A 26,561-nucleotide genomic window follows, 5' to 3' on the forward strand; every position below is an offset into this window, starting at 1 on the left:
TCATCGTTCTGCAGATCGTGTCATTTCACACTGACAAGAGGTCCCATGCCCAACCGCCCGCCTCTCGACGCTGTCACCGCCCGCTGGGTGCCGTGGGTCGTCGCCATCGCTTTCTTCATGCAATCCCTCGACGGGACTATCCTTAACACCGCCCTGCCCGCCATGGCCCGAGACCTGGCCGAGAATCCGCTGCGCATGCAGGGCGTGATCATTGCCTACATGCTCACCGTCGCCCTGCTGATCCCCGCCTCGGGCTGGATCGCCGACCGTTTCGGCACCAAGAAAATATTCTTCGGCGCCATTCTGTTGTTCAGCCTCGGCTCACTGCTCTGTGCCTTGTCGAGCACCCTGAGCATGTTGATCGGCGCCCGGGTGATTCAGGGCCTGGGCGGTGCGTTGATGCTGCCGGTCGGGCGGTTGGTGGTGCTACGCGCCTACCCGCGCTCGGAACTGGTGCGGATCATGGGATTCATCACCATTCCCGGCCTGCTCGGCCCGTTGATCGGCCCGACCATGGGCGGCTGGATGGTCGAATACCTGACCTGGCACTGGATCTTCCTGATCAACCTGCCGGTGGGCGCCGTCGGTTGCTACGCCGTGTGGAGGTTCATACCCGACCTGCGTGGCAGCGAACGCACCCGTTTCGACAGCCTTGGCTTTTTGCTGTTTGGTGCGGCGATGGTGCTGATCACCATCGCCATGGAAGGCCTCGGCGAACTGCACCTGCCGCACTTGCGGGTGATGCTGTTGCTGTTCGGTGGCATGGCGTGTCTGGCGGCGTATTGGTTGCGGGCCGGGCACATCGATAATCCGCTGTTCGCACCGTCACTGTTCAAGACCCGGACGTTTGCCGTGGGCATCCTCGGCAACCTGTTCGCCCGCCTGGGCAGCGGCGCCTTGCCGTTCCTGGTGCCGTTGCTGCTGCAAGTGGCGCTGGGTTACTCGCCGTCCCAGGCCGGGATGAGCATGTTGCCGCTGGCGGCTGCGGCGATGGTCGCCAAGTCGGTGGCGCGACCGCTGATTGAGCGCCTGGGTTATCGCATCGTGCTTACCGGTAACACCTTGGCGCTGGGACTCATGCTGGCGAGTATGGGCCTGGTCAGCGAACAGACGCCGTACTGGCTGCTGCTGGGGATGCTGGCCATTCTCGGCGCGATCAACTCCTTGCAGTTCACCGCCATGAACACCGTGACCCTGATCGACCTCGACGACGCCAGCGCCAGCAGCGGCAACAGCCTGCTGTCGGTGGTCGCGCAATTGTCCCTGAGCCTCGGCGTTGCCTGCGCGGGTGCCTTGCTCGGCGGCTTTACCGCAGAGATCGGCAACGACGGTGTGGACACGGTTCTGGGCGCGTTTCAGCTTACGTTCGTGACGGTCGGAATCATGGCGATGCTGGCTGCGACGATCTTTTCGCAGCTTTCACCAAAGGATGGCCGACGGACGGTCAGCCGCGAGCACGATATAGAGCACTGACTTGTAGCAGCTGCCGAGGCACGAGGCTGCGTCGCGTGTCCGCAGGACCGCCCGGGGTCCTCGGGGCCGCTTCGCAGCCCAACGCAGCCTCGTGCCTCGGCAGCTGCTACGACTATTCGTCCAGAATTTGCAGGTGGAGAGCGCGGGACTGATACACTGCGCGACATTTTGTTTTGCAGGCCAGTCCCGTGACCACCATCGCCACCGCTTTTAATACTTTGCCGCTGTCCGCCGCCATGCTGGCTAACCTCGACTCCCTCGGTTATGCCCAGATGACGCCGATCCAGGCGCAAAGCTTGCCGGTGATCCTCAAGGGGATGGACCTGATCGCCCAGGCCAAGACTGGCAGCGGCAAGACCGCCGCCTTCGGTATCGGCCTGTTGAACCCGATCAATCCGCGCTTCTTCGGTTGCCAGGCGCTGGTCATTTGCCCGACGCGTGAGTTGGCTGACCAGGTCGCGAAGGAACTCCGTCGTCTGGCCCGCGCCGAAGACAACATCAAGATCCTGACCCTGTGCGGCGGCGTGTCCTTCGGCCCACAGATCGGCTCGCTGGAACACGGCGCGCACATCATCGTCGGCACCCCGGGCCGCCTTCAGCAGCATTTGCGCAAAGGTTCGCTGGTGCTCCATGGCCTGAACACGCTGATCCTCGACGAAGCCGACCGCATGCTCGACATGGGTTTCTACGATTCCATCGAAGAAATCATCGCCCAGTGCCCGGAGCGTCGCCAGACCCTGCTGTTCTCCGCCACGTACCCGACGGGCATCAAGCAGTTGGCCGCGAAGTTCATGCGCAACCCTCAGATCGTGAAGGCCGAGGCGTTCCATGACGACACGCAGATCGAACAGCGCTTCTACGAAATTTCCCCGGAAGAGCGCATGAGCGCCGTGACCAAGGTCCTCGGCCACTTCCGCCCGGCGTCCACCGTCGCCTTCTGCTTCACCAAGCAGCAGGTCCAGGAAACCGTTGATCACCTGACCTCCAAAGGCATCTCCGCCGTCGGCCTGCACGGCGATCTGGAACAGCGTGACCGCGACCAGGTGTTGGCGATGTTCTCCAACCGCAGTACTTCGGTACTGGTGGCCACTGACGTCGCCGCTCGCGGTCTCGATATCGATGCGCTGGACATGGTGATCAACGTCGAACTGGCCCGTGACTCGGAAATCCACATCCACCGTGTTGGCCGAACTGGCCGCGCCGGCGAGAAAGGCATCGCGATCAGCCTCGTCGCCCCGTCCGAAGCGCACCGCGCCCAGGCCATCGAGAAGCTGCAGCAGTCGCCGTTGAGCTGGGATCAAATCGACAACCTCACCTCCCAGGGCGGCGCACCGCTGCTGCCGGTGATGAGCACCCTGTGCATTGGCGCAGGCCGTAAAGACAAGGTTCGCCCGGGCGATATTCTGGGTGCACTGACGGGCGATGCCGGCATTCCAGGCGCCCAGGTCGGCAAGATCGCGATTTTCGACTTCCAGGCCTACGTGGCCGTGGAACGCGGGATCGCCAAGCAAGCGTTGCAACGCCTGAACGACGGCAAGATCAAAGGCCGTTCGCTGCGCGTTCGTATCCTCTAAGAACGCCGCGAACCCCTGTGGGAGCTGGCCTGCCAGCTATGGCATCGACTCGGTCTGACTGGCAAACCGAGTCGATGCCATCGCCGGCAGGCCAGCTCCCACATTTGATTGCATTCCACATCAGCTCTTGTGTGAGGACACCGTTTTGCGCTCTACCGAAGTCGTGATCATTGGCGCTGGCGCCGCAGGGTTGATGTGTGCGCTGACCGCCGCCGGGCGCGGGCGCAAGGTGATGTTGCTCGACCATGCGAACAAGGCCGGCAAGAAAATCCTGATGTCGGGTGGTGGCCGCTGCAATTTCACCAACATGTACACCGAACCGGGCAATTTTCTCTCGCAGAACGAACACTTCTGCAAATCCGCACTGGCGCGTTACACCCAGTGGGATTTCATCGGCATGGTCGCCAAGCACGGCGTGCCGTACCACGAGAAAAAACTTGGCCAGTTGTTCTGCGATAACAAGTCCAGCGACATCCTGGAGATGCTGCTCAATGAATGCGATCAGGTTGGCGTGAGTTTGCACCTGGACACGTCGATCCAGACCATCGAAAAGCTCGAAAGCGGTTACCTGCTGGACACCACGCTCGGTCAACTGACTTGTGAATCGCTGGTGATCGCCACGGGCGGTCTGTCCATCCCGACCTTGGGCGCCACCGGTTTCGGTTATCAGGTCGCCAAGCAATTCGGCCACGACCTGCTGCCGACCCGCGCCGGCTTGGTGCCGTTCACCATCACCGATCAGCTCAAGGAGCTTTGCACCGAGCTGTCCGGTACGTCGGTGGATTGCCTGGTGAGCTGCAACGACCAGAGCTTTCGCGAGAACATCCTGTTCACCCATCGCGGCCTCAGCGGTCCGGCGATTTTGCAGATTTCCTCTTTCTGGGAATCCGGCGACACGGTTGAGATCAACCTGATGCCGGACCACGATGTGCCGACCTGGCTGCAACAGCAGCAAGCCGAACGCCCGAACAGCGAGTTGAAAACCCTGCTGGGGGAAATCTTCACCAAGAAGATGGCCAACCTGCTGGCGGACAACTGGTTCGTCTCCAAACCGATGAAGCAATACACCCACGCGGAAATCGCCGACATCGCCGAAAAACTGGCGAGCTGGAAAGTGGTGCCTGCGGGCACTGAAGGCTATCGCACCGCGGAAGTGACCTTGGGTGGCGTCGACACTCACGAGGTGTCGTCCAAGACCATGGAATCGCTGAAAAGCCCGGGCTTGTACTTCATCGGTGAAGTGCTCGACGTGACCGGCCACCTGGGCGGCTTCAACTTCCAGTGGGCCTGGGCCTCGGGCTACGCCGCTGCGCAATTTGTCTGAACTACTTCGATGCGGGCCTGAGTTTTGTGGCGAGGGAGCTTGCTCCCGCTGGCCTGCGCAGCAGGCCCAAAACCTGCCATCACTGTTTGCCTGACACATCACATGCATAGGATTTACGACGGCTTCGCCGCCGAGCGGGAGCAAGCTCCCTCGCCACAGGATTCAATGCAGACCTGACACCTCCACCAGGAAGGAACAGATTTTGCTGTCAGATGTGATCGACGCCATTGCGTCGGCGTCATTACTGGCTCAATTTAGCGTCATTGCCTCGGAAGGCCTTCGCACTTCATGTCATCGACTTCATTTCGTCAGTCTCTGCGCCGTCTCTGGGCGCTAGATAAATTCAGCTACAGCGTGCGGGTGTTCATCGCCCTGACCGGCAGCATGGCCGTCTGTTGGTATCAGGATGAAATGGGGCTGTTGATCCCGTTGTTCCTGGGCATCATCGCCAGCGCCCTGGCCGAGACCGACGACAGTTGGCAGGGCCGCCTCAACGCGCTGGCCGTGACGCTGGTGTGTTTTCTGGTCGCCGCGCTTTCGGTCGAACTGCTGTTCCCTTATCCCGTCTTTTTCATCATCGCCTTCGCCCTCGCCGCCTTCTGCCTGACCATGCTCGGCGCATTGGGCGAACGCTATGGCGCGATTGCCTCGGCGACGTTGATTCTGTCGGTCTACACCATGATCGGCGTGGACCAGCGTGGCGGCGCGGTCACCGACTTCTGGCACGAACCGGTGCTGCTTGTCGCCGGCGCCGCCTGGTATGGCTTGCTGTCGGTGCTGTGGCAGGCGATGTTTTCCAACCAGCCGGTGCAGCAGAGCCTGGCGCGGTTGTTCCGTGAATTGGGTTATTACCTGAAACTCAAGGCGTCGCTGTTCGAGCCGATCCGGCAGATGGACGTGGAAGCACGCCGACTGGAACTGGCTCAGCAAAACGGTCGGGTGGTGGCGGCACTAAACGCCGCCAAGGAAATCATTCTGCACCGGGTTGGCAACGGTCGGCCGGGTTCGAAAGTCAGTCGTTACCTCAAGCTGTACTTCCTCGCCCAGGACATCCACGAGCGCGCCAGCTCTTCGCACTACCCTTACAACGCGCTGGCCGACGCGTTCTTCCACAGCGACGTGCTGTTCCGCTGTCAGCGCCTGCTGCGTCAACAAGGCAAGGCTTGCCGGGCGCTGGCGGAATCGATCCAGATGCGCCAGCCGTTCATCTATGACGCCAGCTTCGCCGAAGCATTGAGCGACCTGCATGCCTCCATCGAACACCTGCGCACCCAGAGCAACCCGGCCTGGCGCGGCTTGCTGCGTTCTTTGCGCGCACTGGCCGCCAATCTCGGCACCCTCGACCGGTTGCTCAGCGACGCCAGCAACCCCGACGCCCTGGCCGACGCCACCGACAGCAGCCTGCTCGACCGTTCGCCGCGCAGCCTCAAGGATGTGTGGATTCGCTTGCGCACGCAGCTGACGCCGACCTCGCTGCTGTTCCGTCATGCACTGCGCCTGCCCCTGGCGCTGAGCATCGGCTACGGCATGGTGCATTTGATTCACCCGTCGCAGGGTTACTGGATCATCCTCACCACCCTGTTTGTCTGCCAGCCGAATTACGGCGCCACTCGCCGCAAGCTCGGGCAGCGGATCATCGGCACCGCGATTGGCCTGACGGTGGCGTGGGCGCTGTTCGACCTGTTTCCCAATCCGCTGGTCCAGTCGTGCTTCGCGATCGCAGCCGGGGTGGTGTTCTTTATCAACCGCACCACCCGCTACACCTTGGCCACCGCCGCGATCACCCTGATGGTGCTGTTCTGCTTCAATCAGGTCGGGGATGGTTACGGGCTGTTCCTGCCGCGGCTGTTCGATACCTTGCTCGGCAGTCTGATCGCCGGCCTCGCGGTGTTCCTGTTCTTGCCGGACTGGCAGGGCCGACGTCTGAACAAAGTGCTGGCCAACACCCTGACCTGCAACAGCATTTACCTGCGCCAAATCATGCAGCAATACGCCGCCGGCAAAAGCGATGACCTGGCTTATCGCCTGGCCCGGCGCAACGCGCACAACGCTGACGCGGCACTGTCGACGACGCTGGCCAACATGCTCATGGAGCCGGGGCATTTTCGTAAGGAAGCGGATGTCGGGTTTCGCTTCCTGGTGCTGTCGCACACCTTGCTCAGTTACCTGTCGGGATTGGGTGCGCACCGTGAAACCCAACTACCGCCGGATGTGCGCGAGCACTTGATCGACGGCGCGGGCGTGAGCCTGGCGGCCAGCATCGATGAAATAGCCCAAGGCTTGGCGAGCAAACAGCCGATTGCGATTCAGAGCGATGAGGAAGAGGCGCTGGCTAATACGCTTGAACATATGCCGGATGAAATCGATGAAGGGCAGCGATTGGTGCAGACGCAATTGGCGCTGATCTGTCGGCAGTTGGGGCCGTTGCGGACGTTGGCGGCGCACCTTATAAAGGACACTAGCGAAGACTGAGATTAGTGGTGACTGGGCCGGCCCTATCGCGAGCAGGCTCGCTCCCACAGGGATTTGTGTCACGCCATAGATCAATGTGGGAGCGAGCCTGCTCGCGATAGGGCCATCAGCCGCACCACAAGCACCGGATCAAGCCTACTCACATCCCATGCTGCTTCATCAACCGCTCATAACTCCCATCAGCCTTCATCTCCGCAATCTCGCGATCGAAACTGGCGACGATTTGCTTATGCTGCGGATTCTTCAGGCTGACCAAGATATGCAGGCTGTTCTCGCTCAACGCCTTGGGCAGGAACTCCACGGCATTGCGCACCTCGGAGGATTCCCGAGCCAGGTAATAACGGGCGACGTATTCGTCTTCCAGTGTCAACTTGACCCGGTCCGCCGCCACCATCCGTACGGCCATGGCGAAGTTATGCACAGGGACTTTCTGCAACGACACGTCTTCATCGAATTCCGATGAGTAGGCGTAACCGCGCACCACCGCAATCGGATAGGTGTGCAGTTGCTGCAGATTGCTGAACTCGATGGGCGCGTCCTTGCGCTTGAGAAAGCGCACGCGGTTGAGCAGATATTCGCCGGAGAACTGGCCCAGTTTGGTGCGTTCGTCGGTGTACCAGGCGTTAACCAGCACGTCGTAACGACCTTCGCCCACCCCGAGCAACGCTCGCGCCCATGGCACCTGTTCGAAATCACTGGCATAACCGGCCCGGGCCAGCGCGGTGCTGACAATGTCGGTGGCCAAGCCTCCGTTGACCAGCGTGGCATCGGTAAAGGGTGGCCAGGCGTCGGCGACCAGACGCAGCCTTTCCGCTGCCGCGCTCTGGGCCAGCAACAGCAATCCAATCAAAGCAAACGCTCGATGCAATCGCGGCATGCTAGAAAATCCTTAGCGGGCGGGCTGCCCGGCGTATTTTTCTGCCAAAACTCCAAGACCCGTGTACCGACACTCAGGTACTCAACATTAGCTCATTGGAGCCACTGCACAGCGCTTCATCGCAGATTACACAAAGAAGACAGCGCCGCGCGAAATGAATGGTGGCATTTTGGCCTTTGTCACAGATTTCTCCGCCATACAGACATATTTCGTCGGGGCGCTTAGTATCGGAGCGACGTTGCTCAAGGAAAGTGAAGATGACAATCGATTGGGTCTGCAAACACCACAGCGATCTGGGAAAAGAGCAGCTGTACGCCATTCTGCAGTTGCGTGCGGAGGTGTTCGTCGTCGAACAGAGATGCGCTTATCAGGATGTCGATGGCCAGGATCTGGAAGGTGACACCTGCCATTTGATGGCGTGGGACGAGGATCGGCTGGTGGCTTATCTACGTCTGCTCGACCCGGAAACACAGGGCGGCGACGTGGTGATTGGGCGAGTGATTATTGCGCCTGGAGCGCGTGGCACCGGGCTTGGGCATGAGTTGATGGCGCAGGCGTTGAAGCAGGCCGGGAAACGCTGGCCTGAGGTGCCGATCTATCTATCGGCGCAATCCCATTTGCAGGGGTATTACGGGCGTTACGGGTTTGTTGTGACGGGCGAGGAATACCTTGAGGATGACATTCCGCATATCGGGATGCGTCGCTCCTGAGGGCCTCTTCGCGGGCAAGCCTTGCTCCTACAGGGATTTCACCGCACCTGTAGGAGCGAGCTTGCCCGCGAAGGCGTCAGCTGCAACGCCACAAATCACGGGTATTCCAGCACCGCTTTAATCTGCCGTAAATTGCGCTCAATCCATCCCCGATCAATCGCCCCCCACTCGCGAATCCGATAGCGCCCCGCATGGTTGCGCGCGCCCTCTTCCTGCTCGAACTCGCAAATGATGTCCAGATCCGCCAACGCCGCAATCGTGTCCTGCGCCGTACGCCGGGGCATGCCGGTGACCTCGGTCAGGGCCGGGACGCTGCTGGCCAACCCACTGTCGATGAGGTACGCCACGTACAACCGGCGGTAAAAACTGCTTTTTGTCTTGCTCACATCCACCTGTGCGCTCCTTGTTGTTTTTATTGCATATCCCGCCACGTCAGGTACACCCGCAGGTCAAACTCCACCTGGTGATACCCCGGCAACATGTGTTCGCAGAGCTTGTAGAACGCCTTGTTGTGATCCGATTCCTTAAAGTGCGCCAGCTCATGCACCACGATCATTTTCAGAAACTCTGAGGGCGCTTCCTTGAACAACGAGGCCACGCGGATTTCCTTCTTGGACTTGAGCTTGCCACCCTGCACCCGCGAGATCGTCGTGTGCAGGCCTAGCGCGCGATGGGTCAGGTCGAGGCGGTTGTCGAACAACACCTTGTCGATGGCCGGCGCGTTGCGCAGGTATTCCTGCTTGAGGTCCAGCGCAAAGGTGTACAGCGCCTTGTCGCTCTGCACCGCATGCTTTTCCGGGTAGCGCTGGCTCAGGTAATCGCCCAGCCGACCTTCGGCGATCAGCTGACGCACCTGGTCCTGCAACGCAGCGGGATAGGCCTGGAGGTATTTCAACGCGGTCATTGGGGGCGGCAACACGAATCACGAAAAGGTCGCCAGTGTAGCGAATTCAGCGGGTCAGCGCGCTCCAGTCAAACGGCGCGACAAAGTCGCCGGCATCCTCGGCCATCATCGGCCGGCTCACCAGAAAACCTTGCACGTACTGGCAACCATTGGCTTGCAGCCATTCATATTGCGCAACGGTTTCCACCCCTTCGGCAATCACCAGCATCCCGTATTGCTTGCACAGGTCGATCACATTGCGCACCAGCGCCGCATCCCGTTCGGACTCCGGTAATCGAGCGATCAAATGCCGGTCGAGCTTGAGCGTATCCAGCTCCAGATCGCGCAGATGCGCCAGCGAGCACGGCCCGGAGCCGAAGTCATCCAGCGCCACCCGCACCCCTAGATTGCGCAACAAGCGCAGCGTCTTGCGGGTTTCTTCGGGGTTTTGCATCAACGCTTCTTCCGTCACTTCGACTTCCAGATAACGCGGTTGCACGCCGTGACGTTCCAGCACCTGGCGCAATTCAGTGACAAGGTTGGGCATGCCGAACTGAGTGCTGCTCAAACTGACGCCCAGCACCAGATCCTCGGCAAACAAGGTTTCCCAGGCTTTGCGCTGGCCGGCGCCGCGATGGTAAATCCAGCTGCCAAGACGACTGATCAGCCGCGCCTCTTCCAGCAACGGCAAAAACAGCCCCGGCGGTACGTCGCCGACGCTCGGGTGCTGCCAGCGTAGCAGCGCTTCAAAACCACGAATCTGCCCGCTGTTGATCGCCACCTGCGGCTGATACACGAGGGTGAAATCACGGTTATCAATGGCCGTGCGCACGCTCTCTTCGAGCATCAGCCGCGAGCGCGCCCGGCCATTCATGTCGTGATCGTAGAAACGGTATTGCTGCCGGCCGGCACGTTTCGCTTCGTACATCGCAATGTCCGACGCACGCAGCAAACCATCGAGATTCGAACCGCAGTCCGGGTAAGTGGCAATGCCGATGCTGGCGCCCAACGCGATATCCAGACCATCAATCTGCTGACAGATCGACACCCGCTCAATGAGTTTCTCAGCAATCTTGGCCGCTTGCTCCGGGAATTCCAGATCCAGCAGCGCCGTGAATTCGTCGCCGCCCATGCGCGCCAGAATGTCGAAGGGCCGCAGACAGGCTTTCAATTGCTCGGACACCCAGCGCAACACCCTGTCGCCGGCATCGTGACCGAGGGAATCGTTGACGCGTTTGAAGCCGTCAAGGTCCAGGTACAGCAGCACCCAGGCGCCATCGGACCGTTCGCCACGCAGCAGCAGATTTTCAACCGTCTGGTAAAAGCCGCGACGGTTGAGCAGCCCGGTCAGAGGATCCGTCACCGCCTGGAATTCCAGTTGCTGATGCAGATGGCGCACCACCGACATGTCCAGCACCGTCACCACCATCGCATGCTGTTCGCTGGGCAATGGCGCGCAAGACAGCGCCACCGGCACTTGTTGGCCGGGCGCCGTTCGCAGCAGCGCGTCGTGCAGTCGCAGGGTTTCGCCGCGTTTGTAACCGGTATAAAAGTCAGAGTCTGCCCAGACCGGGATATGCGGTTTCTGCAGGAAATCCAGAAACTCCCGGCCTTGCAGGTCCTTCACCGTGGCATTGAGCAACCGCGACATCGCCGGGTTGGCAAAGCGAATCAGACCGTCCTCACCCACCACCAGGATGCCTTCGGCGGCGTTGTCCAGCACCGAGGCGTTAAACGCGCGAGCGACCTCCAGATCGCGGCTCAGGCGCTGCAACGCGCGGCGATTGCGCTGATGCTCGAGCAGAGCCTGCACTTTTGGCTTGAGAATTTGCGGGTCGAACGGCTTGAACAGGTAATCCACCGCACCGCTGGCATAGCCCTTGATCACGGCGTCCTGGGACTGTTCGTTGGCGGTGAGGAAAATAATCGGGGTGAGCGCAGTTCGCTGGCTGCCGCGCATCAGGCGCGCCACTTCAAAACCGTCCATGCCCGGCATCTGTACATCCAGCAGCACCAGGTCGACATCGTGTTCGAGTAACAGACTGAGGGCTTCAAAACCGGAAGCCGCGGTAATGACCTGCCAATCCTGGCGCTGGAGCAACGCGCGCATGCTGGTCAGGTTTTCAGGGTAATCATCGACGATTAAAAGGATCGAGCTGCCTTCGGCTGGCGTGGGTTGCGCGCATTCCATGCTGCTTCTCTTATTCGGGGCGTCAGGCCGGTTTCTCGTGAAAACCGGACAAATACTGAGACTTCACTCTAGACCGGGATCCGCAAAAGCAGAAGCTATCAGTGCGCCATCATTTAACCATCACGTACATTTGCCGACTAACGGTCGCTTCTACAGCCCCCTGAAACCGGGAAAGATGGCCTTTTAACAGGATTTTGACGTCATCCGTTTGTCATTTACGCATTAACAAATTGAACTTCTGCGCTTATAAGGATTGCCCCCAAGGTGCGCGCCAGAGCTTCTGGCACGCGCGTGCAGTAAAAAATTCGTGGAAGCTTTTGTCTATGATCGATCTCGCAACCTGGAACCTCAGTGTTCCTGTCGGCAATCCGCCGTACACCGTTGACACGCCAAAACTGGTGAACGGCTTCAAGGATCAATACTTCCACTCCGACACCGGCACCCTGTTTTTCTGGTCCCCGGTGACCGGTTCCAAAACCGCAAACGCAAAGTACCCCCGCACCGAACTTCGCGAAACCTACAGCAACGGCACCCTGAAAAACTGGCTCTACCCGGACGCCGACAATTCCCTGCGCGCGACCCTCGTGGTCAACCAGGTACCGAGTTCAGGCAAAATCGTCATCGGTCAGATCCACGCCTATGAAAGCCAGAAACCCATGGTGAAACTCGAGTATCAGTACAAGACCAGTACACAGTCGGGCAACATCGTCGCCAAGGTTCGTATGCGCCCTGATGACGGTGAAGGACGGGTGATTACCATTGCTACTGGCGTGAAGCTGGATCGGGAGTTTTCCTACCTCATCCACCTGAGCCCGGGCGGAGCGTTGGGCATCAGTGCGGCGGGTTATCAATGGGACACCGACATCAGCGCGACCTGGCGCGACAAGCCGCTGTATTTCAAGGCCGGGGTTTATGTGCAAGACCACACCGGGTACACCAGCGAAGGCGGGAAAGTGACGTTCAGCAAGCTGGATATTGATCACGACAAATAACGGAAACACTCCCTCACTGTGGCGAGGGAGCTTGCTCCCGTCGGGATGCGAAGCATCCCCATCAATCTCCGCCCCTCCGCAAATCCCGTAGGAAATCACCCATTGTGGCGAGGGGGTTTACCCCCGTTGGGATGCAAAGCATCCCCAAACCCTACCACCTCATTCCTACAGACACACCCAAGCACCCAATTCACGACGGCTGCGCCGCCGAACGGGACGATGCGGCGTTCCGACAAGCTCCCTCGCCACAATGTCGCGCAACGGTCCTACACCCCGGTTGCTGCCATCAAAGTCGCCGCTTATAGTTCGCCCCGTCGCTGACAGCTGTCGGCGACAGGATCGCCAGCCAGCGCTGATCAGGTGTCCCGATTATTCACGCCCAATACGACAGGCTTGCGCCGCAGCCCCGGTTTTATCGAATCGTTAAGCGCCATCAGCCGCCCTGCATCCCATTCACTCTGCATACCTGAAAACAGTTCACCGTCTATACGGTGTTTATTGGCCGCGAGTGCCTCAGTCATCGCCTCGGCAATCCGTTCGATGACTAACGCCGGCCTATCCACAGCACAGTGTTTACGACCAAATTCGATCAACTGCTGACGGTCAGGGTAGGTTTTTACCTTGTTCATCTTGATGGCCAAGGTGCGATCAACTAATGACCCGCCAGACTTTGGGTTGTAGTTCTCGTAGACCGTTGTGGTTGTCACATCAAATACAGGCGCCAATCGCACCCCATCCAGTGCATCAGGGTGGGTATAAATCACTCCGAAATTTTTCAGATGCGCGTCGCCGTTGCGAACCATGACGGAAAGACAAACCGAGGAAAAAAACCGTTCAAGCTCACGGATCGGATCACCATACCGGCACACCTGACCAATCACCGCCGCCACTGTTTCGTAACTCTGGGAATACTTGTAATTGTCATGAGGATCCTTGTTGAGACTCAGCAATACGGCCATGTCTTCAAAGCCAAGGCGACCAGAAGATGTCAGGTCGAATCGCTCCATCACGAACAGATCGCCGTTTTCAGAAAGCCAGAATGGTGGAGTTTCGAGCCAGGCTAGACGAGCCGCTTCCAGGCAAAGAAATTCGTTTTGAGCGAGGTACGCGTACTCGTCAGCCCCCGACTTAACAATCAGGTCGGAGCTGAGCATGGTTTTTCGAGCACCGGTGAGCTTGTCCAGATCGGGCACCAACACTTTAGGCTGAACGCCCGAAATACCCGACTCGAAGTAGGTGTCTACGAGGAATGCGAAGACGCTTTGCGAGGCGTCAGCAGACAGAATTTCTTGTAGCCCGACCTGGGCACGAACGGACACGGGGGCCTCAGCAGGATTCTGATAACTGAGACGCCCAATCTGATTTCCCCCGATCACCGACAACAGGCGCATTTCATCCACCTGCATATGCTTGGCCATCCGACGCTTGATCTGGTCCGCCAGAAACCCTTCTGGCACGTTCATATCGAATATTGGATGCAGCACGTTGCTGACCGAAGGCGTCGGGTCATAGGGCATGACCAGCGAGACTTCACGCGCTGCCTCGGCAGACGCGTAGCCAAATGAGAACTGCGAACCTTTGGAAAGCTCCCCTGACAGCCCTTGTGGTGTCATGACGTCGAGCAGTTTGACTTTACTCATCGTGTTCTACCAAATCAGAGAGGGATTTGAGGTCGATTCGTTTATCGACGATTTCGAGCGCCATCCCCAGCGCCGATATGACCCTGAACAGGGTGTAGACCGCCACGTTTTCACCGGCTTCCAAGTCGATAATTGTTTTGCGATTACACTTGGCTTTATCCGCTAGCTGATGCTGGCTATAGCCTTTAGCACGGCGCAGCAGTCGTATTCTCTCCCCAAGGGCTGGAGGATTCAGAATCAGCATAATGTTACCTATATCGGACTTTTAATCCTAGATTACGAGATTATGTCCACTTTAGCGGACATTTCAAGCGCCGTAGGTCCGGGAGGAATCCAGGCAATAAAAAAACCCGCCTCTCGGCGGGTTTTTTATGCGACTAAAACGCTAAAGGTTTAGTTAACTTTGGCGTTCAACTCACCTTTCAGGTAACGCTGATACATCGCTTCCAACGAGATCGGCTTGATCTTCGAAGCATTGCCAGCAGTACCAAACGCCTCATAACGAGCGATACAAACATCACGCATCGCAGTAACAGTCGCACCGAAGAATTTACGTGGATCGAATTCGCTCGGATTGGTAGCCATCAGGCGACGCATTGCGCCGGTGGAGGCCAGACGCAGATCGGTGTCGATGTTGACCTTACGCACGCCGTGCTTGATGCCTTCAACGATCTCTTCAACCGGCACGCCGTAGGTTTCTTTGATGTCACCGCCGTACTGGTTGATGATCGCCAGCCAGTCTTGAGGAACCGAAGACGAACCGTGCATCACCAGGTGGGTGTTCGGGATGCGTTTGTGGATCTCTTTGATGCGGTCGATGGCCAGCACGTCGCCGGTAGGCGGCTTGGTGAATTTGTACGCGCCGTGGCTGGTGCCGATGGCGATGGCCAAGGCGTCGACCTGGGTGCGTTTGACGAAGTCAGCGGCTTCTTCCGGGTCGGTCAGCATTTGGCTGTGGTCCAGAACGCCTTCGGCGCCGATGCCGTCTTCTTCACCGGCCATGCCGGTTTCCAGCGAACCCAGGCAGCCCAGCTCGCCTTCTACCGAAACGCCGCAGGCGTGAGCCAAGGCTACGGTTTGTTGGGTAACGCGGACGTTGTAGTCGTAGTCGGTCGGGGTCTTGCCGTCTTCGCCCAAGGAACCGTCCATCATCACCGAGCTGAAGCCCAGTTGGATGGAGCGCTGGCAGACGTCAGGGCTGGTGCCGTGGTCCTGGTGCATGCACACCGGGATGTGCGGGAATTCTTCGATGGCGGCCAGGATCAGGTGACGCAGGAACGGTGCGCCGGCGTATTTGCGAGCACCGGCCGAAGCCTGGACGATCACCGGGGAGTCAGTCTTGTCAGCGGCTTCCATGATGGCGCGCATCTGCTCAAGGTTGTTGACGTTGAAGGCTGGAACGCCGTAGCCGAACTCGGCTGCGTGGTCCAGCATCTGGCGCATGCTGATAAGTGCCATTGTGTGTGTCTCTCCCGGTTTGGGTCGTTAATCGTGCCAGCCTGCCGTAGCGGCGGCGGCTATTCAAGTTATTGCAGATCGGGGGTTGGCCCGGGCTGCGAATTCGGTACAACATAAATCCTGAGTGTGACGAAGAACCTGTGGCGAGCGAGCTTGCTCGCGTTCGGCTGCGAAGCAGTCGTAAACCGATCGACTCGGTCTTTCTCAAACACGGTATCGACTGGCTTTGGGAGCGCTTCGCACTCCAGCGGGAGCAAGCTCCCTCGCCACAAAAGCCTTGCGATCGGCTCCTACGGCGCTTTACAACCGCGGCCAATCAAATCATTGGTGGCGACCCAGTAAACCAGGCCTTCCTCACCTTTTACGTGAAACGCCAGCATGTCGTTGCTGTACAGCGAGCCGTCGGCGCCCGGCTCATGCTTCAAGCGGTAGACCTGATCGGCCCCGCCGAGGCGTACGTCGACTTCCTTGCGGCTGTCATCGGTGTAGCGCCAGAGCACTTTGGCCTGGCTGTCGCAGGTCCAGGTGGTCCAGTTGTCCGTCGATTCGGCAGGCTTGAACAGGTTGAAATTCGAGCAACCGGCCAGCAATGCCAACGCCATAACGGCGATAAAACCTTTCATCCATGTTCCTCGACTGACGGCGCACGCCGCCAGCCCTGAGTAATGTGTCAGACCCGTCAAGGGCAACCATGTTCCTTGGCCGGGGTCTGGGTCTCGTATTTCTCCAGGCCATCAGGCCCGGAACGCTTGTTGATCACCGGGTTGGTCTCCGCTTGCCAGTCGGCCTGGTAGCAGCCTTTTTCCACTGACTGCGGCGCAGGTTCCGGCTTGGCTTTCGGGTTACTCCCGCAAGCCACCAGCATACCCGCAGCGATCAACAGCGCTAACGGCTTGACCATGAGAACACTCCTTTGCGTGGTCAAATGGACGACCTCAGGCCTTGGCCCGGCTTTCCAGGACTTCAACGGCTGGCAAAACCTTGCCTTCCACGAACTCGAGGAACGCGCCGCCACCGGTAGAAATGTAGGAGATCTGATCGGCAACGCCATATTTATCGATGGCAGCCAGGGTGTCACCGCCACCAGCGATCGAGAACGCCGAGCTGTCCGCGATGGCCTGGGCCAGGACTTTGGTGCCGTTACCGAACTGGTCGAACTCGAACACGCCGACCGGGCCGTTCCACAGAATGGTCTTGGACGACTTCAGCAGTTCAGCGAAATTCGCTGCGGTCTGCGGGCCGATGTCCAGGATCATGTCGTCGGCGGCCACGTCGGCAATCAGCTTGACGGTGGCCGTGGCGCTTTCAGCAAATTCCTTGGCAACCACAACGTCGACCGGCAGCGGCACGCTGACTTTGGCGGCGATTTCGCGCGCGGTGTCCAGCAGGTCCGGCTCGTACAGGGACTTGCCGACCGGGTGACCAGCAGCGGCCAGGAAGGTGTTGGCAATGCCGCCGCCGACGATCAGCTGGTTGCAGATCTGGCTCAGGCTGTTCAGCACGTCGAGTTTGGTCGACACCTTGGAACCGGCCACGATGGCAGCCATCGGCTGGGCCGGGGCGCCAAGGGCTTTGCCCAGTGCGTCCAGTTCAGCAGCAAGCAGCGGGCCAGCAGCGGCGACTTTGGCGAACTTGGCCACGCCGTGGGTCGAACCCTCGGCACGGTGAGCGGTGCCGAAAGCGTCCATCACGAACACGTCGCACAGGGCGGCGTATTGCTTGGCCAGTTCGTCAGCGTTCTTTTTCTCGCCTTTGTTGAAGCGCACGTTTTCGAACAGGACGATGTCGCCTGCCTTCACATCGACGCCGCCCAGGTAATCGGCGACCAGCGGAACTTCGCGGCCCAAGGCCTTGCTCAGGTAGTCAGCGACAGGCTTGAGGCTGTTCTCGGCCGAGAACTCGCCTTCGGTCGGACGGCCAAGGTGCGAGCAGACCATCACGGCCGCGCCTTTTTCCAGGGCCAGCTTGATGGTCGGCAGCGAAGCCAGGATTCGCGCATCGCTGGTGACTACACCGTCCTTGACTGGGACGTTGAGGTCTTCGCGGATCAGTACGCGCTTACCTTGCAGATCGAGGTCGGTCATCTTCAACACGGTCATGGGTCGCATTTCCTACTGTTTTGGAGAGGCTGCTGTTTGCAGATAATGCTCTGCAACGTCCAGCATTCGGTTGGCAAAACCCCATTCGTTGTCGAACCAGGCCAGGATGTTCACCAGCCGTGGGCCGGAAACTCGGGTCTGACTGGCATCGACGATGGCCGAATGTGGGTCATGGTTGAAATCACAGCTGGCGTGAGGCAACTCGGTGTAGGCCAGAAGGCCTTTGAGCGGGCCGCTGGTGGCGGCCTCCCGCAGAATCCGGTTGACCTCGGTGGCGTCGGTGTCGCTGACGGTCTGCATCGTAATGTCGAGGCAAGACACGTTAACCGTCGGCACCCGCACGGCTTTGGCCTGAATTCGCCCGGCAAGTTCCGGCAGCAGGCGTTCGATGCCACGCGCCAGACCAGTGGACACCGGAATCACCGACTGAAACGCCGAACGCGTACGGCGCAGGTCCTCGTGATGATAGGCGTCGATGACCGGCTGATCGTTCATTGCCGAGTGGATGGTGGTGATCGACACGTATTCCAGACCAATGGCCTGATCCAGCAGGCGCAACAGCGGCACGCCGCAGTTGGTGGTGCAGGACGCGTTGGACACCAGCAGCTCGTCGCCGGTCAGGCAATCCTGGTTCACGCCGTAGACGATGGTGGCGTCGACATCTGCCTCGCTGGCCATGGGCTGGGAAAACAGCACACGCGGCGCACCGGCATCGAGGAAGCGCTGGCCATCGGCACGCGTGTGATAAGCGCCGGAGCATTCCAGCACCAGATCGACGCCCAGGGACGCCCAATCGATGCCTTCGGGGGTGGCACTGCGCAGGACCTTCACGCAGTCACCATTAATATGCAGACAATCGCCATCGACCTTCACTTCGCCGGGAAAACGCCCGTGAGTGGAGTCGAAGCGTGTCAGGTATTCGATGCTGGCCATGTCAGCCAGATCGTTGATCGCGACAATTTCAAACCCGGCCGTCGAGCCTCGCTCAAACAACGCACGCAAGACGCAACGACCAATCCGGCCGTAGCCGTTGAGTGCAACTTTGTAGGGACGCGGTTGAGGCATGGGGTTCTCGATAGACGCGGGCAGACGAATTCTTTGTAACAACACGGACCTGTAGCAGCTGGCGCAGCCTGCGTCCGGCCGCGAAGCGGTCGTAAAATCAGGCACCGCGCTCCAGTTGAAGATACGCGTTGTCAGGTTTACGACCGCTTCGCGGCCGAACGCAGCCTTCGGCAGCTGCTACAGGGATCGCGGCAGGCATGAAAACATGACTGCCACGTCCGTGATCAGTCTTCCAGCAGCTCTTCAGCCTGACCCAGGATGTTTTCCAGGGTGAAGCCGAACTCTTCGAACAAGGCAGGCGCAGGCGCCGACTCGCCGAAGGTGGTCATACCGATCACGCGACCTTCCAGGCCCACGTATTTGTACCAAAAGTCTGCATGAGCGGCTTCGATGGCGATACGGGCGCTGACCTGCAACGGCAGAACCGCTTGCTTGTAGCCGGCGTCCTGGGCATCGAACACGCTGGTGCAAGGCATCGAAACAACGCGCACCTTACGACCTTGCTCGGTCAGCTTGTCGTAAGCCTGAACCGCCAGGCCTACTTCCGAACCGGTAGAGATCAGGATCAGCTCAGGCTCGCCTTCGCAGTCCTTCAAGACGTAACCACCACGGGCGATGTCGGCGATCTGCAGCGCACTGCGCTCCTGATGCTGCAGGTTCTGACGCGAGAAGATCAGCGCCGAAGGGCCGTCCTTGCGCTCGATGGCCTCTTTCCAGCAAACGGCCGATTCAACGGCATCGGCTGGACGCCAGGTGTCGAGGTTCGGTGTGCTGCGCAGGCTGGTCAGTTGCTCGATCGGCTGGTGAGTCGGGCCGTCTTCGCCCAGGCCGATGGAGTCGTGGGTGTAGACGAACACCACGCGCTTCTTCATCAGCGAGGCCATGCGCACGGCGTTGCGCGCATATTCCATGAACATCAGGAAGGTCGCGCCGTAAGGCACCAGGCCGCCGTGCAATGCCACTCCGTTCATGATCGCGCTCATGCCGAACTCGCGAACGCCGTAGTACATGTAGTTGCCGCTGGCGTCTTCAGCCGAAACACCTTTGCAACCTTTCCACAGGGTCAGGTTGGAACCGGCCAGGTCAGCGGAGCCGCCCAGCAGTTCAGGCAACAGCGGGCCGTAGGCATTCAGTGCGTTCTGGCTGGCTTTACGGCTGGCGATGGTTTCGCCCTTGGCCGCGACTTCAGCAATATAAGCCGAGGCTTTTTCGGCGAAGTCTTCAGGCAGATCGCCGCCCAGGCGACGGACCAGTTCGTTGGCCAGCTCAGGGAAAGCCGCGGAATAGGCAGCGAAACGCTGATCCCACTCGGCTTCTGCCGCGCGGCCGGCTTCCTTGGCGTCCCACTCGGCGTAGATGTCAGCCGGGATTTCGAACGGACCGTGGTTCCATTTCAGTGCAGCGCGGGTCAGAGCGATTTCCGCGTCACCCAACGGGGCGCCGTGGCAGTCTTCTTTACCTTGCTTGTTCGGCGAACCGAAACCGATGGTGGTCTTGCAGCAGATCAGGGTTGGCTGATCGCTTTTGCGCGCGGTTTCGATCGCAGTCTTGATCTCTTCCGGATCGTGACCGTCGACGTTGCGGATCACCTGCCAGTTGTAGGCTTCGAAACGCTTAGGCGTGTCGTCGGTGAACCAGCCTTCGACCTCGCCATCGATGGAGATGCCGTTGTCATCGTAGAAGGCAATCAGTTTGCCCAGGCCCAAAGTACCGGCCAGGGAGCCGACTTCGTGGGAAATGCCTTCCATCATGCAGCCATCACCCAGGAACACGTAGGTGTGGTGGTCGACAACGTTGTGGCCAGGACGGTTGAACTGCGCCGCCAGGACTTTTTCAGCCAGGGCGAAACCTACAGCGTTGGCCAGGCCTTGGCCCAGTGGACCGGTGGTGGTTTCAACGCCCGGGGTGTAGCCGAATTCCGGGTGACCCGGGGTACGGCTGTGCAGTTGGCGGAAGCTTTTCAGGTCATCGATCGACAGGTCATAGCCGGTCAGGTGCAGCAGCGAGTAGATCAACATCGAGCCGTGACCGTTGGACAGCACGAAGCGGTCACGGTCGGCGAACGATGGATTGCTCGGATTGTGCTTCAGGTAGTCACGCCAAAGTACTTCGGCGATATCCGCCATACCCATAGGGGCACCGGGATGGCCGCTGTTGGCTTTTTGCACGGCATCCATGCTGAGGGCACGAATGGCGTTGGCACGCTCACGACGGCTGGGCATCGCTGATCTCCTGGGGGCTGAATAAAACGAAACGGAAAAAAGGCGAGCATTTTCCCTCACCCACCCGCCTCGGGGCAATGACAGATAGTCATCTGGAGGCGTTTTTCCAATTGTTAACAGCGGTTTCGACTGATGAAACCTTTCCGCTGTTCGTTTGTTGACTGAACCTAACGCCGAGAAGTGCCATCTATCGAGCAATATCAAAACTTTTTGATATTGCTCTTGCGGTGATTTCTGACCGTCACTAGACTGCTGGCCTTATGAATTTACGCGTGCCTTCCATTCGACATGACGATTGCGATGAGCTGGCGACCTTGTGCAAGGCCGGCGGCGATCCTCTGCGGCTAAATGTATTGCGCGCGCTGGCCAACGATTCGTTTGGCGTACTGGAACTGGCGCAGATCTTCGGGATGGGTCAGTCCGGCATGAGTCACCACCTCAAGGTATTGGCCCAGGCCGACCTGGTGGCGACCCGCCGTGAAGGCAACGCGATTTTTTACCGTCGCGCCCTGCCCCACACCGATCTGCTGGGCGGCAAGCTGCACGCTGCGCTGCTGGAAGAAGTGGACAACCTGACCCTGCCGGCCGATGTGCAGTCGCGGATCGCTCAGGTCCATGGGCAACGAGCGGCGGCCAGCCAGGACTTTTTCTCACGGGTCGCGGAGAAGTTTCGCGCCCAGCAAGACTTGATCGCCGGCCTGCCGCAATACCGCGAAAGCGTGGTGGCATTGCTCGACAAGCTGAGTTTCAGTGACGGCGCGACGGCCATCGAAGTCGGCCCCGGCGATGGCGGATTCCTGCCGGAACTGGCGCGCCGCTTCACCCAGGTCACGGCGCTGGACAACAGCCCGGCGATGCTCGAACTGGCGCGTCAGGTCTGCGAACGTGAAACGCTGGCTAACGTCAGCCTGCAATTGGCCGATGCATTGAATGGCGTCAGCCTTCAGGCCGATTGCGTTGTACTGAACATGGTGCTGCACCATTTCGCCGCGCCGGCCGAAGCGCTCAAGCACATGGCCGATTTGCTGCAACCGGGCGGTAGCCTGCTCGTGACAGAGTTATGTAGCCACAACCAGAGTTGGGCCAGGGAGGCCTGCGGTGATCTGTGGTTGGGGTTTGAACAGGACGATTTGGCCCGTTGGGCCACCGCTGCGGGACTCGTTCCCGGGGAAAGCCTCTATGTAGGCTTACGTAATGGTTTCCAGATCCAGGTCCGCCATTTTCAGCGACCGGCTGGCGACACTCACCATCGGTAAATTCAGGAAAAAATCGAGATGAGCGAATACTCCCTCTTCACCTCAGAGTCCGTGTCCGAAGGGCATCCGGACAAAATCGCCGACCAGATTTCCGATGCGGTGCTGGACGCCATCATTGCTGAAGACAAGTTCGCCCGCGTAGCGTGCGAGACGCTGGTTAAAACCGGCGTGGCAATCATCGCAGGTGAAGTCACCACGTCGGCCTGGGTCGACCTGGAAGAAATCGTGCGTAACGTCATCCTGGACATCGGCTACAACAGCTCCGATGTCGGCTTCGACGGTGCCACTTGCGGCGTGATGAACATCATCGGCAAGCAGTCCCCTGACATCAACCAGGGTGTCGACCGTGCCAAGCCAGAAGATCAGGGTGCCGGCGACCAGGGCCTGATGTTCGGCTACGCCAGCAACGAAACCGACGTGCTGATGCCAGCACCGATCACCTTCTCGCACCAGCTTGTGCAAAGGCAAGCCGAAGCCCGTAAATCCGGCCTGCTGCCTTGGCTGCGCCCGGACGCCAAGTCGCAAGTGACTTGCCGCTACGAAGGCGGCAAGGTTGTCGGTATCGACGCCGTTGTTCTGTCGACCCAGCACAACCCTGAAGTGTCATACAAAGACCTGCGCGAAGGCGTGATGGAGCTGATCGTCAAGCACGTGCTGCCTGCCGAACTGTTGACCAAAGACACCCAGTTCCACATCAACCCGACTGGCCAGTTCATCATCGGCGGCCCGGTGGGCGACTGCGGCCTGACCGGTCGCAAGATCATCGTCGACAGCTACGGCGGCATGGCCCGTCACGGCGGCGGCGCGTTCTCCGGTAAGGATCCATCGAAGGTTGACCGTTCGGCGGCCTACGCCGGTCGTTACGTGGCCAAGAACATCGTTGCCGCCGGCCTGGCCGAGCGCTGCGAGATTCAGGTTTCCTACGCGATCGGTGTTGCCCAGCCGACTTCGATCTCGTTGAACACCTTCGGCACCGGCAAAATCAGCGACGACAAAATCGTCAAACTGGTTCGCGAAATTTTCGACCTGCGTCCCTACGCAATCACCACCATGCTCGACCTGCTGCACCCGATGTACCAGGAAACCGCAGCGTACGGCCACTTCGGTCGCACCCCGGCGACCAAGACTGTGGGCGAAGATACTTTCACCACCTTCACCTGGGAAAAGACCGACCGCGCCGACGACCTGCGTACTGCAGCCGGCCTGTAAGACTTTCCTGGCGGTACCAAAAGCCCCGCACGGTTCGCCGTGCGGGGCTTTTTATTGCGCGAAAATCGAAAGAACGCAGCCTCGTTTCACTCGACAGCTGCTACAGAGATTCGTGTAGCAGCTGTCGAGTGAAACGAGGCTGCGTTCTTTTGTTTCGAAACACACCGAAAAACATCCTAGCTGCCGACGCCCGAAAGCTGACTAACCTTGAAAGCATTCCCCCTGAGCAAGGACGCTCACGATGCTTCTGCGCCTGTTTTCCGGTTTGTTCCTGACCTTGTTTTGCCTGAACTCAACTGCCAACGACTGCCCCGACTGGTCACCCGCCCGCGCCCTGGACGAAATTACCGCCCTGCAAAAACAGATCGACTTCTGGGACGACAATTACCACCGCCACGGACGCTCACTGGTCGCCGACGAAATCTATGATCAATCCCGCGCGCGATTGAGCGAATGGCGTGAGTGTTTTGACTTGAGTCTTGCGCCCGACCCCTTGCGCACGGCGGGGGGCAAAATCACCCACCCCATCGCCCACACGGGCCTGGAAAAACTGCGCGACGGTCGTGCGGTCGAGCATTGGCTACGCGAACGCAATGACCTCTGGATACAACCCAAGGTCGACGGTGTGGCCGTGACATTGATCTATCGCAACGGCGCTTTGCATCAGGCGATCAGTCGAGGTGACGGAGTAAACGGCCAGGACTGGACCGCTTCGGCCCGAATGATCGAGGCCATCCCCCGTCAACTGCCGCATTCAATGGATTTACTGGTACAAGGCGAACTCTATTGGCGCCTGAACGACCATGTGCAAGCCAAGGCAGGCAGCCTCAATGCCCGCTCCACGGTGGCCGGATTGATGGCCCGCAAAGAGCTGAACGCCGAACAGGCCGGTGGTATCGGGTTGTTTGTCTGGGATTGGCCGCAAGGTCCGGCAAGCCTGCCCGCCCGGGTAGCGGCTCTCGATGAAATGGGTTTTCCGAGCACTGCGTCTTATAGTCAGCCAATCAAGGTATTTGCCGACGCTGAACGATGGCGCGATCACTGGTATCGCACGCCCTTGCCCTTCGCCAGCGATGGCGTTGTTTTGCGTCAGAGCCAGCGCCCACCCGCCGAGCGCTGGCAGGCGCGGCCGTCCTTCTGGAGCGTTGCCTGGAAGTATCCTTTCGCCCAGGCCCTGGCCGAAGTGCGCAAGGTTCACTTCAAAATTGGGCGAACTGGCCGGATTACACCGGTGCTGGATCTGGCGCCAGTAAAGCTCGATGACCGACAGATCAAGCGTGTGAGCGTCAGCTCACTGCGACGCTGGGAGGAGCTGGATATCCGCCCCGGGGATCAGGTGTCCGTCAGCCTGGCCGGTCTGACCATTCCTAGGCTCGATGGTGTCGTTATGCGCAGTTCCGAACGCACTGAATTGAACGTGCCATTGGCAGCAGACTTTCATCAGCTGAGTTGCTGGCAACCGACATCAGGCTGCGAGAGTCAATTCCTCGCACGCCTGACCTGGCTCAGCAGCAAGCAGGGACTGGCCTTGCCCCATCTCGGCCCTGGCACCTGGGAGAAACTTTTCGAAACAGGCCACCTCAACAGCCTGCTGGATTGGTTGACCCTCGATGCTCAAGAGCTTGCTAACATTGATGGCTTCGGCGAGCGCAGCGCGGCTCGCCTTTTAAACAGCTTCAACAGCGCCCGGCAACGTCCGTTCGCTCGCTGGCTCAAAGCCTTGGGGTTGCCGCCCACCGGCCAGGCACGGCTTGCCGATTCATGGCAGGAACTGGCGAATCGAAACACCGAACAATGGCAGGCAGAAGCTGGTATCGGCCCGGGACGCGCGGCGCAATTGAACGCCTTTTTTCGCGACCCGCACGTCCTGGCACTGAGTCAAACATTACGCATGGCCGGGATTGACGGCTTTTAAACGCCGAGACATCCGACAGCCCGGGAACCCAAAGTTACCGACGGGCTCAAACGCCCATCGCCACATCGACCCGATTGTCTTTGCACACGGAGCTTTTATGAAATTTCTTTCACCGCTCGCCTTGTTAACCCTTTGCAGCGTGATGGCCGCTCCCCTGATGGCTGCCGAAGAAGCCCCTGAGCTGACCGGCTGCGCCGCGAAGAAACAAGGCATCATCAATCAGATCGAACTGGCCAAATCCCACGGCAACGCCGATCAACAGGCCGGCCTCGAAACGGCTTTGAGCGAAGTCACCGCCCATTGCACCGACGCCTCGCTGAAGAAGGAACGGGAAAACAAGGTGCTCGACGCCAAGCATGACGTCAGCAAGCGTCAGGCCGACCTGGACAAAGCCATGAAAAAAGGCGATCCGGAGAAGATCGACAAGCGCAAAAACAAACTTGCCGAGTCCCGCAAGGAATTGCAGAACGCGCTCGACGAGCTGGATAAGTAATTCGCAGGATCAGAGAGCGAACTTTGTGGCGAGGGAGCTTGCTCCCGCTGGGCTACGAAGTAGCCCCGACCCTGTAACCGCGCAGTGTCAGCATTTACACAGCCGCTGATTATACGACTGTTGCGCAGCCGGGCGGGAGCAAGCTCCCTCGCCACAGGGCATGAGCAACATCAGATCAATGATCCCGAAACTCTTTATGGCAGGCACTACACGCATCTTCGACTTTCTGCACCGCCGGGCCCAGATTACTGGCCTTGTAAGGCTGAACCTTGCTGGCAATCACCAATTCACCGGTGGCGGCTTCAAGGGTGCGGACCATTTCCTGGAAGCGTGCCTGCTGCTGCCACACATTGTCCTTGGCGCTGGTGTGATCTTCTTCGCGCACCTGCGGGAAATGCTTCCACGGTTCACGGGACAAGGCGTCGAGTTTCACAGCGCCTTCCTCGAATTTCGGACCGTCGAACGGGATACGACCACGCAACATACCGCCCAGATCTTCGCCGGTCTTGAGCATCTGTTTGAAGATCGCCTTGCGTTGGCCCAGCGGCGAATTCGGGTCGACTCCACCGCAGGCAGACAAGGTCAGGCAGGCCAGCAATACAACAGAAAGTCTTTTGAGAGTCATGGTGGCTTCAGGTCACGGGAAACGGCCGCCAGTATCCTCGCGTCATCGGCAAAGACCAATAGCCCTATTATCAATACGGGTTG

General features: G+C 59.4%; 23 protein-coding genes. 10 read left to right on the forward strand and 13 right to left on the reverse strand.

Going from position 1 to position 26,561, the window contains the following annotated elements; translation table 11 throughout:
* Positions 1-45 precede the first annotated feature (45 nt).
* From mdtD to yccS, 4 genes are all read left to right on the forward strand, one after another.
* Positions 46-1,473, forward strand: a complete 1,428-nt coding sequence (gene mdtD, locus ACA070_RS28835) for a multidrug transporter subunit MdtD (protein ID WP_497449254.1) — start codon at positions 46-48, stop codon at positions 1,471-1,473.
* A gap of 188 nt (positions 1,474-1,661) precedes the next feature.
* Positions 1,662-3,047 carry an ATP-dependent RNA helicase DbpA gene (gene dbpA, locus ACA070_RS28840; protein ID WP_497449255.1) on the forward strand — a complete coding sequence of 462 codons (1,386 nt, stop codon included), beginning with the start codon at positions 1,662-1,664 and terminating at the stop codon, positions 3,045-3,047.
* Positions 3,048-3,192: 145 nt separating this feature from the next.
* On the forward strand, positions 3,193-4,371 hold the full coding sequence (locus ACA070_RS28845; RefSeq protein WP_497449256.1) for a BaiN/RdsA family NAD(P)/FAD-dependent oxidoreductase: 1,179 nt from the start codon (positions 3,193-3,195) through the stop codon (positions 4,369-4,371).
* Positions 4,372-4,659: 288 nt separating this feature from the next.
* Positions 4,660-6,843, forward strand: a complete 2,184-nt coding sequence (gene yccS / locus ACA070_RS28850) for a YccS family putative transporter (protein ID WP_497449257.1) — start codon at positions 4,660-4,662, stop codon at positions 6,841-6,843.
* Positions 6,844-6,982: 139 nt separating this feature from the next.
* Here the strand turns inward: yccS and ACA070_RS28855 are convergent, their stop codons facing one another.
* Entirely contained in the window at positions 6,983-7,720 is a 738-nt protein-coding gene (locus ACA070_RS28855; RefSeq protein WP_497449258.1) for a substrate-binding periplasmic protein, read from the reverse strand.
* Positions 7,721-7,977: 257 nt separating this feature from the next.
* Here ACA070_RS28855 and ACA070_RS28860 point away from each other — a divergent pair, with 257 nt between their 5' ends.
* Positions 7,978-8,430, forward strand: a complete 453-nt coding sequence (locus tag ACA070_RS28860; protein WP_497449259.1) for a GNAT family N-acetyltransferase — start codon at positions 7,978-7,980, stop codon at positions 8,428-8,430.
* Positions 8,431-8,525: 95 nt separating this feature from the next.
* Here ACA070_RS28860 and ACA070_RS28865 read toward each other — a convergent pair whose 3' ends face one another.
* The 3 genes from ACA070_RS28865 to ACA070_RS28875 are packed head-to-tail and all read right to left on the reverse strand — an operon-like array spanning position 8,526 to position 11,504.
* On the reverse strand, positions 8,526-8,822 hold the full coding sequence (locus ACA070_RS28865; RefSeq protein WP_090178776.1) for a winged helix-turn-helix domain-containing protein: 297 nt from the start codon (positions 8,820-8,822) through the stop codon (positions 8,526-8,528).
* A 20-nt stretch (positions 8,823-8,842) separates the two neighbouring features.
* Positions 8,843-9,334 carry a M48 metallopeptidase family protein gene (locus tag ACA070_RS28870; protein WP_219095096.1) on the reverse strand — a complete coding sequence of 164 codons (492 nt, stop codon included), beginning with the start codon at positions 9,332-9,334 and terminating at the stop codon, positions 8,843-8,845.
* A gap of 46 nt (positions 9,335-9,380) precedes the next feature.
* Complete coding sequence (locus tag ACA070_RS28875) at positions 9,381-11,504, reverse strand: putative bifunctional diguanylate cyclase/phosphodiesterase (protein WP_497449260.1); 2,124 nt, start codon at positions 11,502-11,504, stop codon at positions 9,381-9,383.
* A 323-nt stretch (positions 11,505-11,827) separates the two neighbouring features.
* Between ACA070_RS28875 and ACA070_RS28880 the strand changes: the two genes are divergently transcribed.
* Positions 11,828-12,496, forward strand: a complete 669-nt coding sequence (locus ACA070_RS28880) for a polysaccharide lyase family 7 protein (protein WP_497449261.1) — start codon at positions 11,828-11,830, stop codon at positions 12,494-12,496.
* Between the two features lie 356 nt (positions 12,497-12,852).
* Here ACA070_RS28880 and ACA070_RS28885 read toward each other — a convergent pair whose 3' ends face one another.
* The 8 genes from ACA070_RS28885 to tkt form a co-directional block, all read right to left on the reverse strand.
* Entirely contained in the window at positions 12,853-14,136 is a 1,284-nt protein-coding gene (locus ACA070_RS28885; RefSeq protein ID WP_497449262.1) for a type II toxin-antitoxin system HipA family toxin, read from the reverse strand.
* Positions 14,129-14,380: a helix-turn-helix transcriptional regulator gene (locus ACA070_RS28890; RefSeq protein ID WP_497449263.1), complete on the reverse strand. Its 252-nt coding sequence runs from the start codon at positions 14,378-14,380 to the stop codon at positions 14,129-14,131. Before ACA070_RS28890 ends, ACA070_RS28885 begins: the two co-directional genes overlap by 8 nt.
* A gap of 149 nt (positions 14,381-14,529) precedes the next feature.
* Positions 14,530-15,594 (reverse strand): class II fructose-bisphosphate aldolase, encoded by a 1,065-nt coding sequence (gene fba / locus ACA070_RS28895; protein ID WP_219095091.1) that lies wholly within the window; start codon positions 15,592-15,594, stop codon positions 14,530-14,532.
* A gap of 290 nt (positions 15,595-15,884) precedes the next feature.
* Positions 15,885-16,217 carry an MliC family protein gene (locus ACA070_RS28900; protein ID WP_497449264.1) on the reverse strand — a complete coding sequence of 111 codons (333 nt, stop codon included), beginning with the start codon at positions 16,215-16,217 and terminating at the stop codon, positions 15,885-15,887.
* Positions 16,218-16,273: 56 nt separating this feature from the next.
* Positions 16,274-16,495, reverse strand: a complete 222-nt coding sequence (locus ACA070_RS28905; RefSeq protein ID WP_010466937.1) for a hypothetical protein — start codon at positions 16,493-16,495, stop codon at positions 16,274-16,276.
* A 34-nt stretch (positions 16,496-16,529) separates the two neighbouring features.
* On the reverse strand, positions 16,530-17,693 hold the full coding sequence (locus ACA070_RS28910) for a phosphoglycerate kinase (RefSeq protein WP_497449265.1): 1,164 nt from the start codon (positions 17,691-17,693) through the stop codon (positions 16,530-16,532).
* A gap of 12 nt (positions 17,694-17,705) precedes the next feature.
* The gene (gene epd, locus ACA070_RS28915; protein ID WP_497449266.1) at positions 17,706-18,758 is read right to left on the reverse strand and encodes an erythrose-4-phosphate dehydrogenase; all 1,053 of its coding nucleotides are present in this window, start codon (positions 18,756-18,758) and stop codon (positions 17,706-17,708) included.
* A 224-nt stretch (positions 18,759-18,982) separates the two neighbouring features.
* Positions 18,983-20,980, reverse strand: a complete 1,998-nt coding sequence (gene tkt, locus ACA070_RS28920) for a transketolase (protein ID WP_438658960.1) — start codon at positions 20,978-20,980, stop codon at positions 18,983-18,985.
* Positions 20,981-21,240: 260 nt separating this feature from the next.
* On the opposite strand from tkt, the gene ACA070_RS28925 reads away from it, so the two are divergent.
* From ACA070_RS28925 to ACA070_RS28940, 4 genes are all read left to right on the forward strand, one after another.
* Positions 21,241-22,236 (forward strand): ArsR/SmtB family transcription factor, encoded by a 996-nt coding sequence (locus tag ACA070_RS28925; protein ID WP_497449267.1) that lies wholly within the window; start codon positions 21,241-21,243, stop codon positions 22,234-22,236.
* Between the two features lie 18 nt (positions 22,237-22,254).
* Entirely contained in the window at positions 22,255-23,445 is a 1,191-nt protein-coding gene (gene metK / locus ACA070_RS28930; protein WP_010466931.1) for a methionine adenosyltransferase, read from the forward strand.
* 241 nt (positions 23,446-23,686) lie between these two features.
* Entirely contained in the window at positions 23,687-25,360 is a 1,674-nt protein-coding gene (gene ligB, locus ACA070_RS28935; RefSeq protein WP_497449268.1) for an NAD-dependent DNA ligase LigB, read from the forward strand.
* Positions 25,361-25,457: 97 nt separating this feature from the next.
* A complete protein-coding gene (locus ACA070_RS28940; RefSeq protein ID WP_497449269.1) occupies positions 25,458-25,853 on the forward strand; it encodes a DUF1090 domain-containing protein in 396 nt (131 codons plus the stop codon).
* Positions 25,854-26,028: 175 nt separating this feature from the next.
* Here the strand turns inward: ACA070_RS28940 and ACA070_RS28945 are convergent, their stop codons facing one another.
* Positions 26,029-26,478, reverse strand: a complete 450-nt coding sequence (locus tag ACA070_RS28945; protein WP_497449270.1) for a c-type cytochrome — start codon at positions 26,476-26,478, stop codon at positions 26,029-26,031.
* Between the last annotated feature and the right edge of the window lie 83 nt (positions 26,479-26,561).

The sequence above is a fragment of the Pseudomonas sp. LBUM1678 genome (assembly GCF_059695575.1).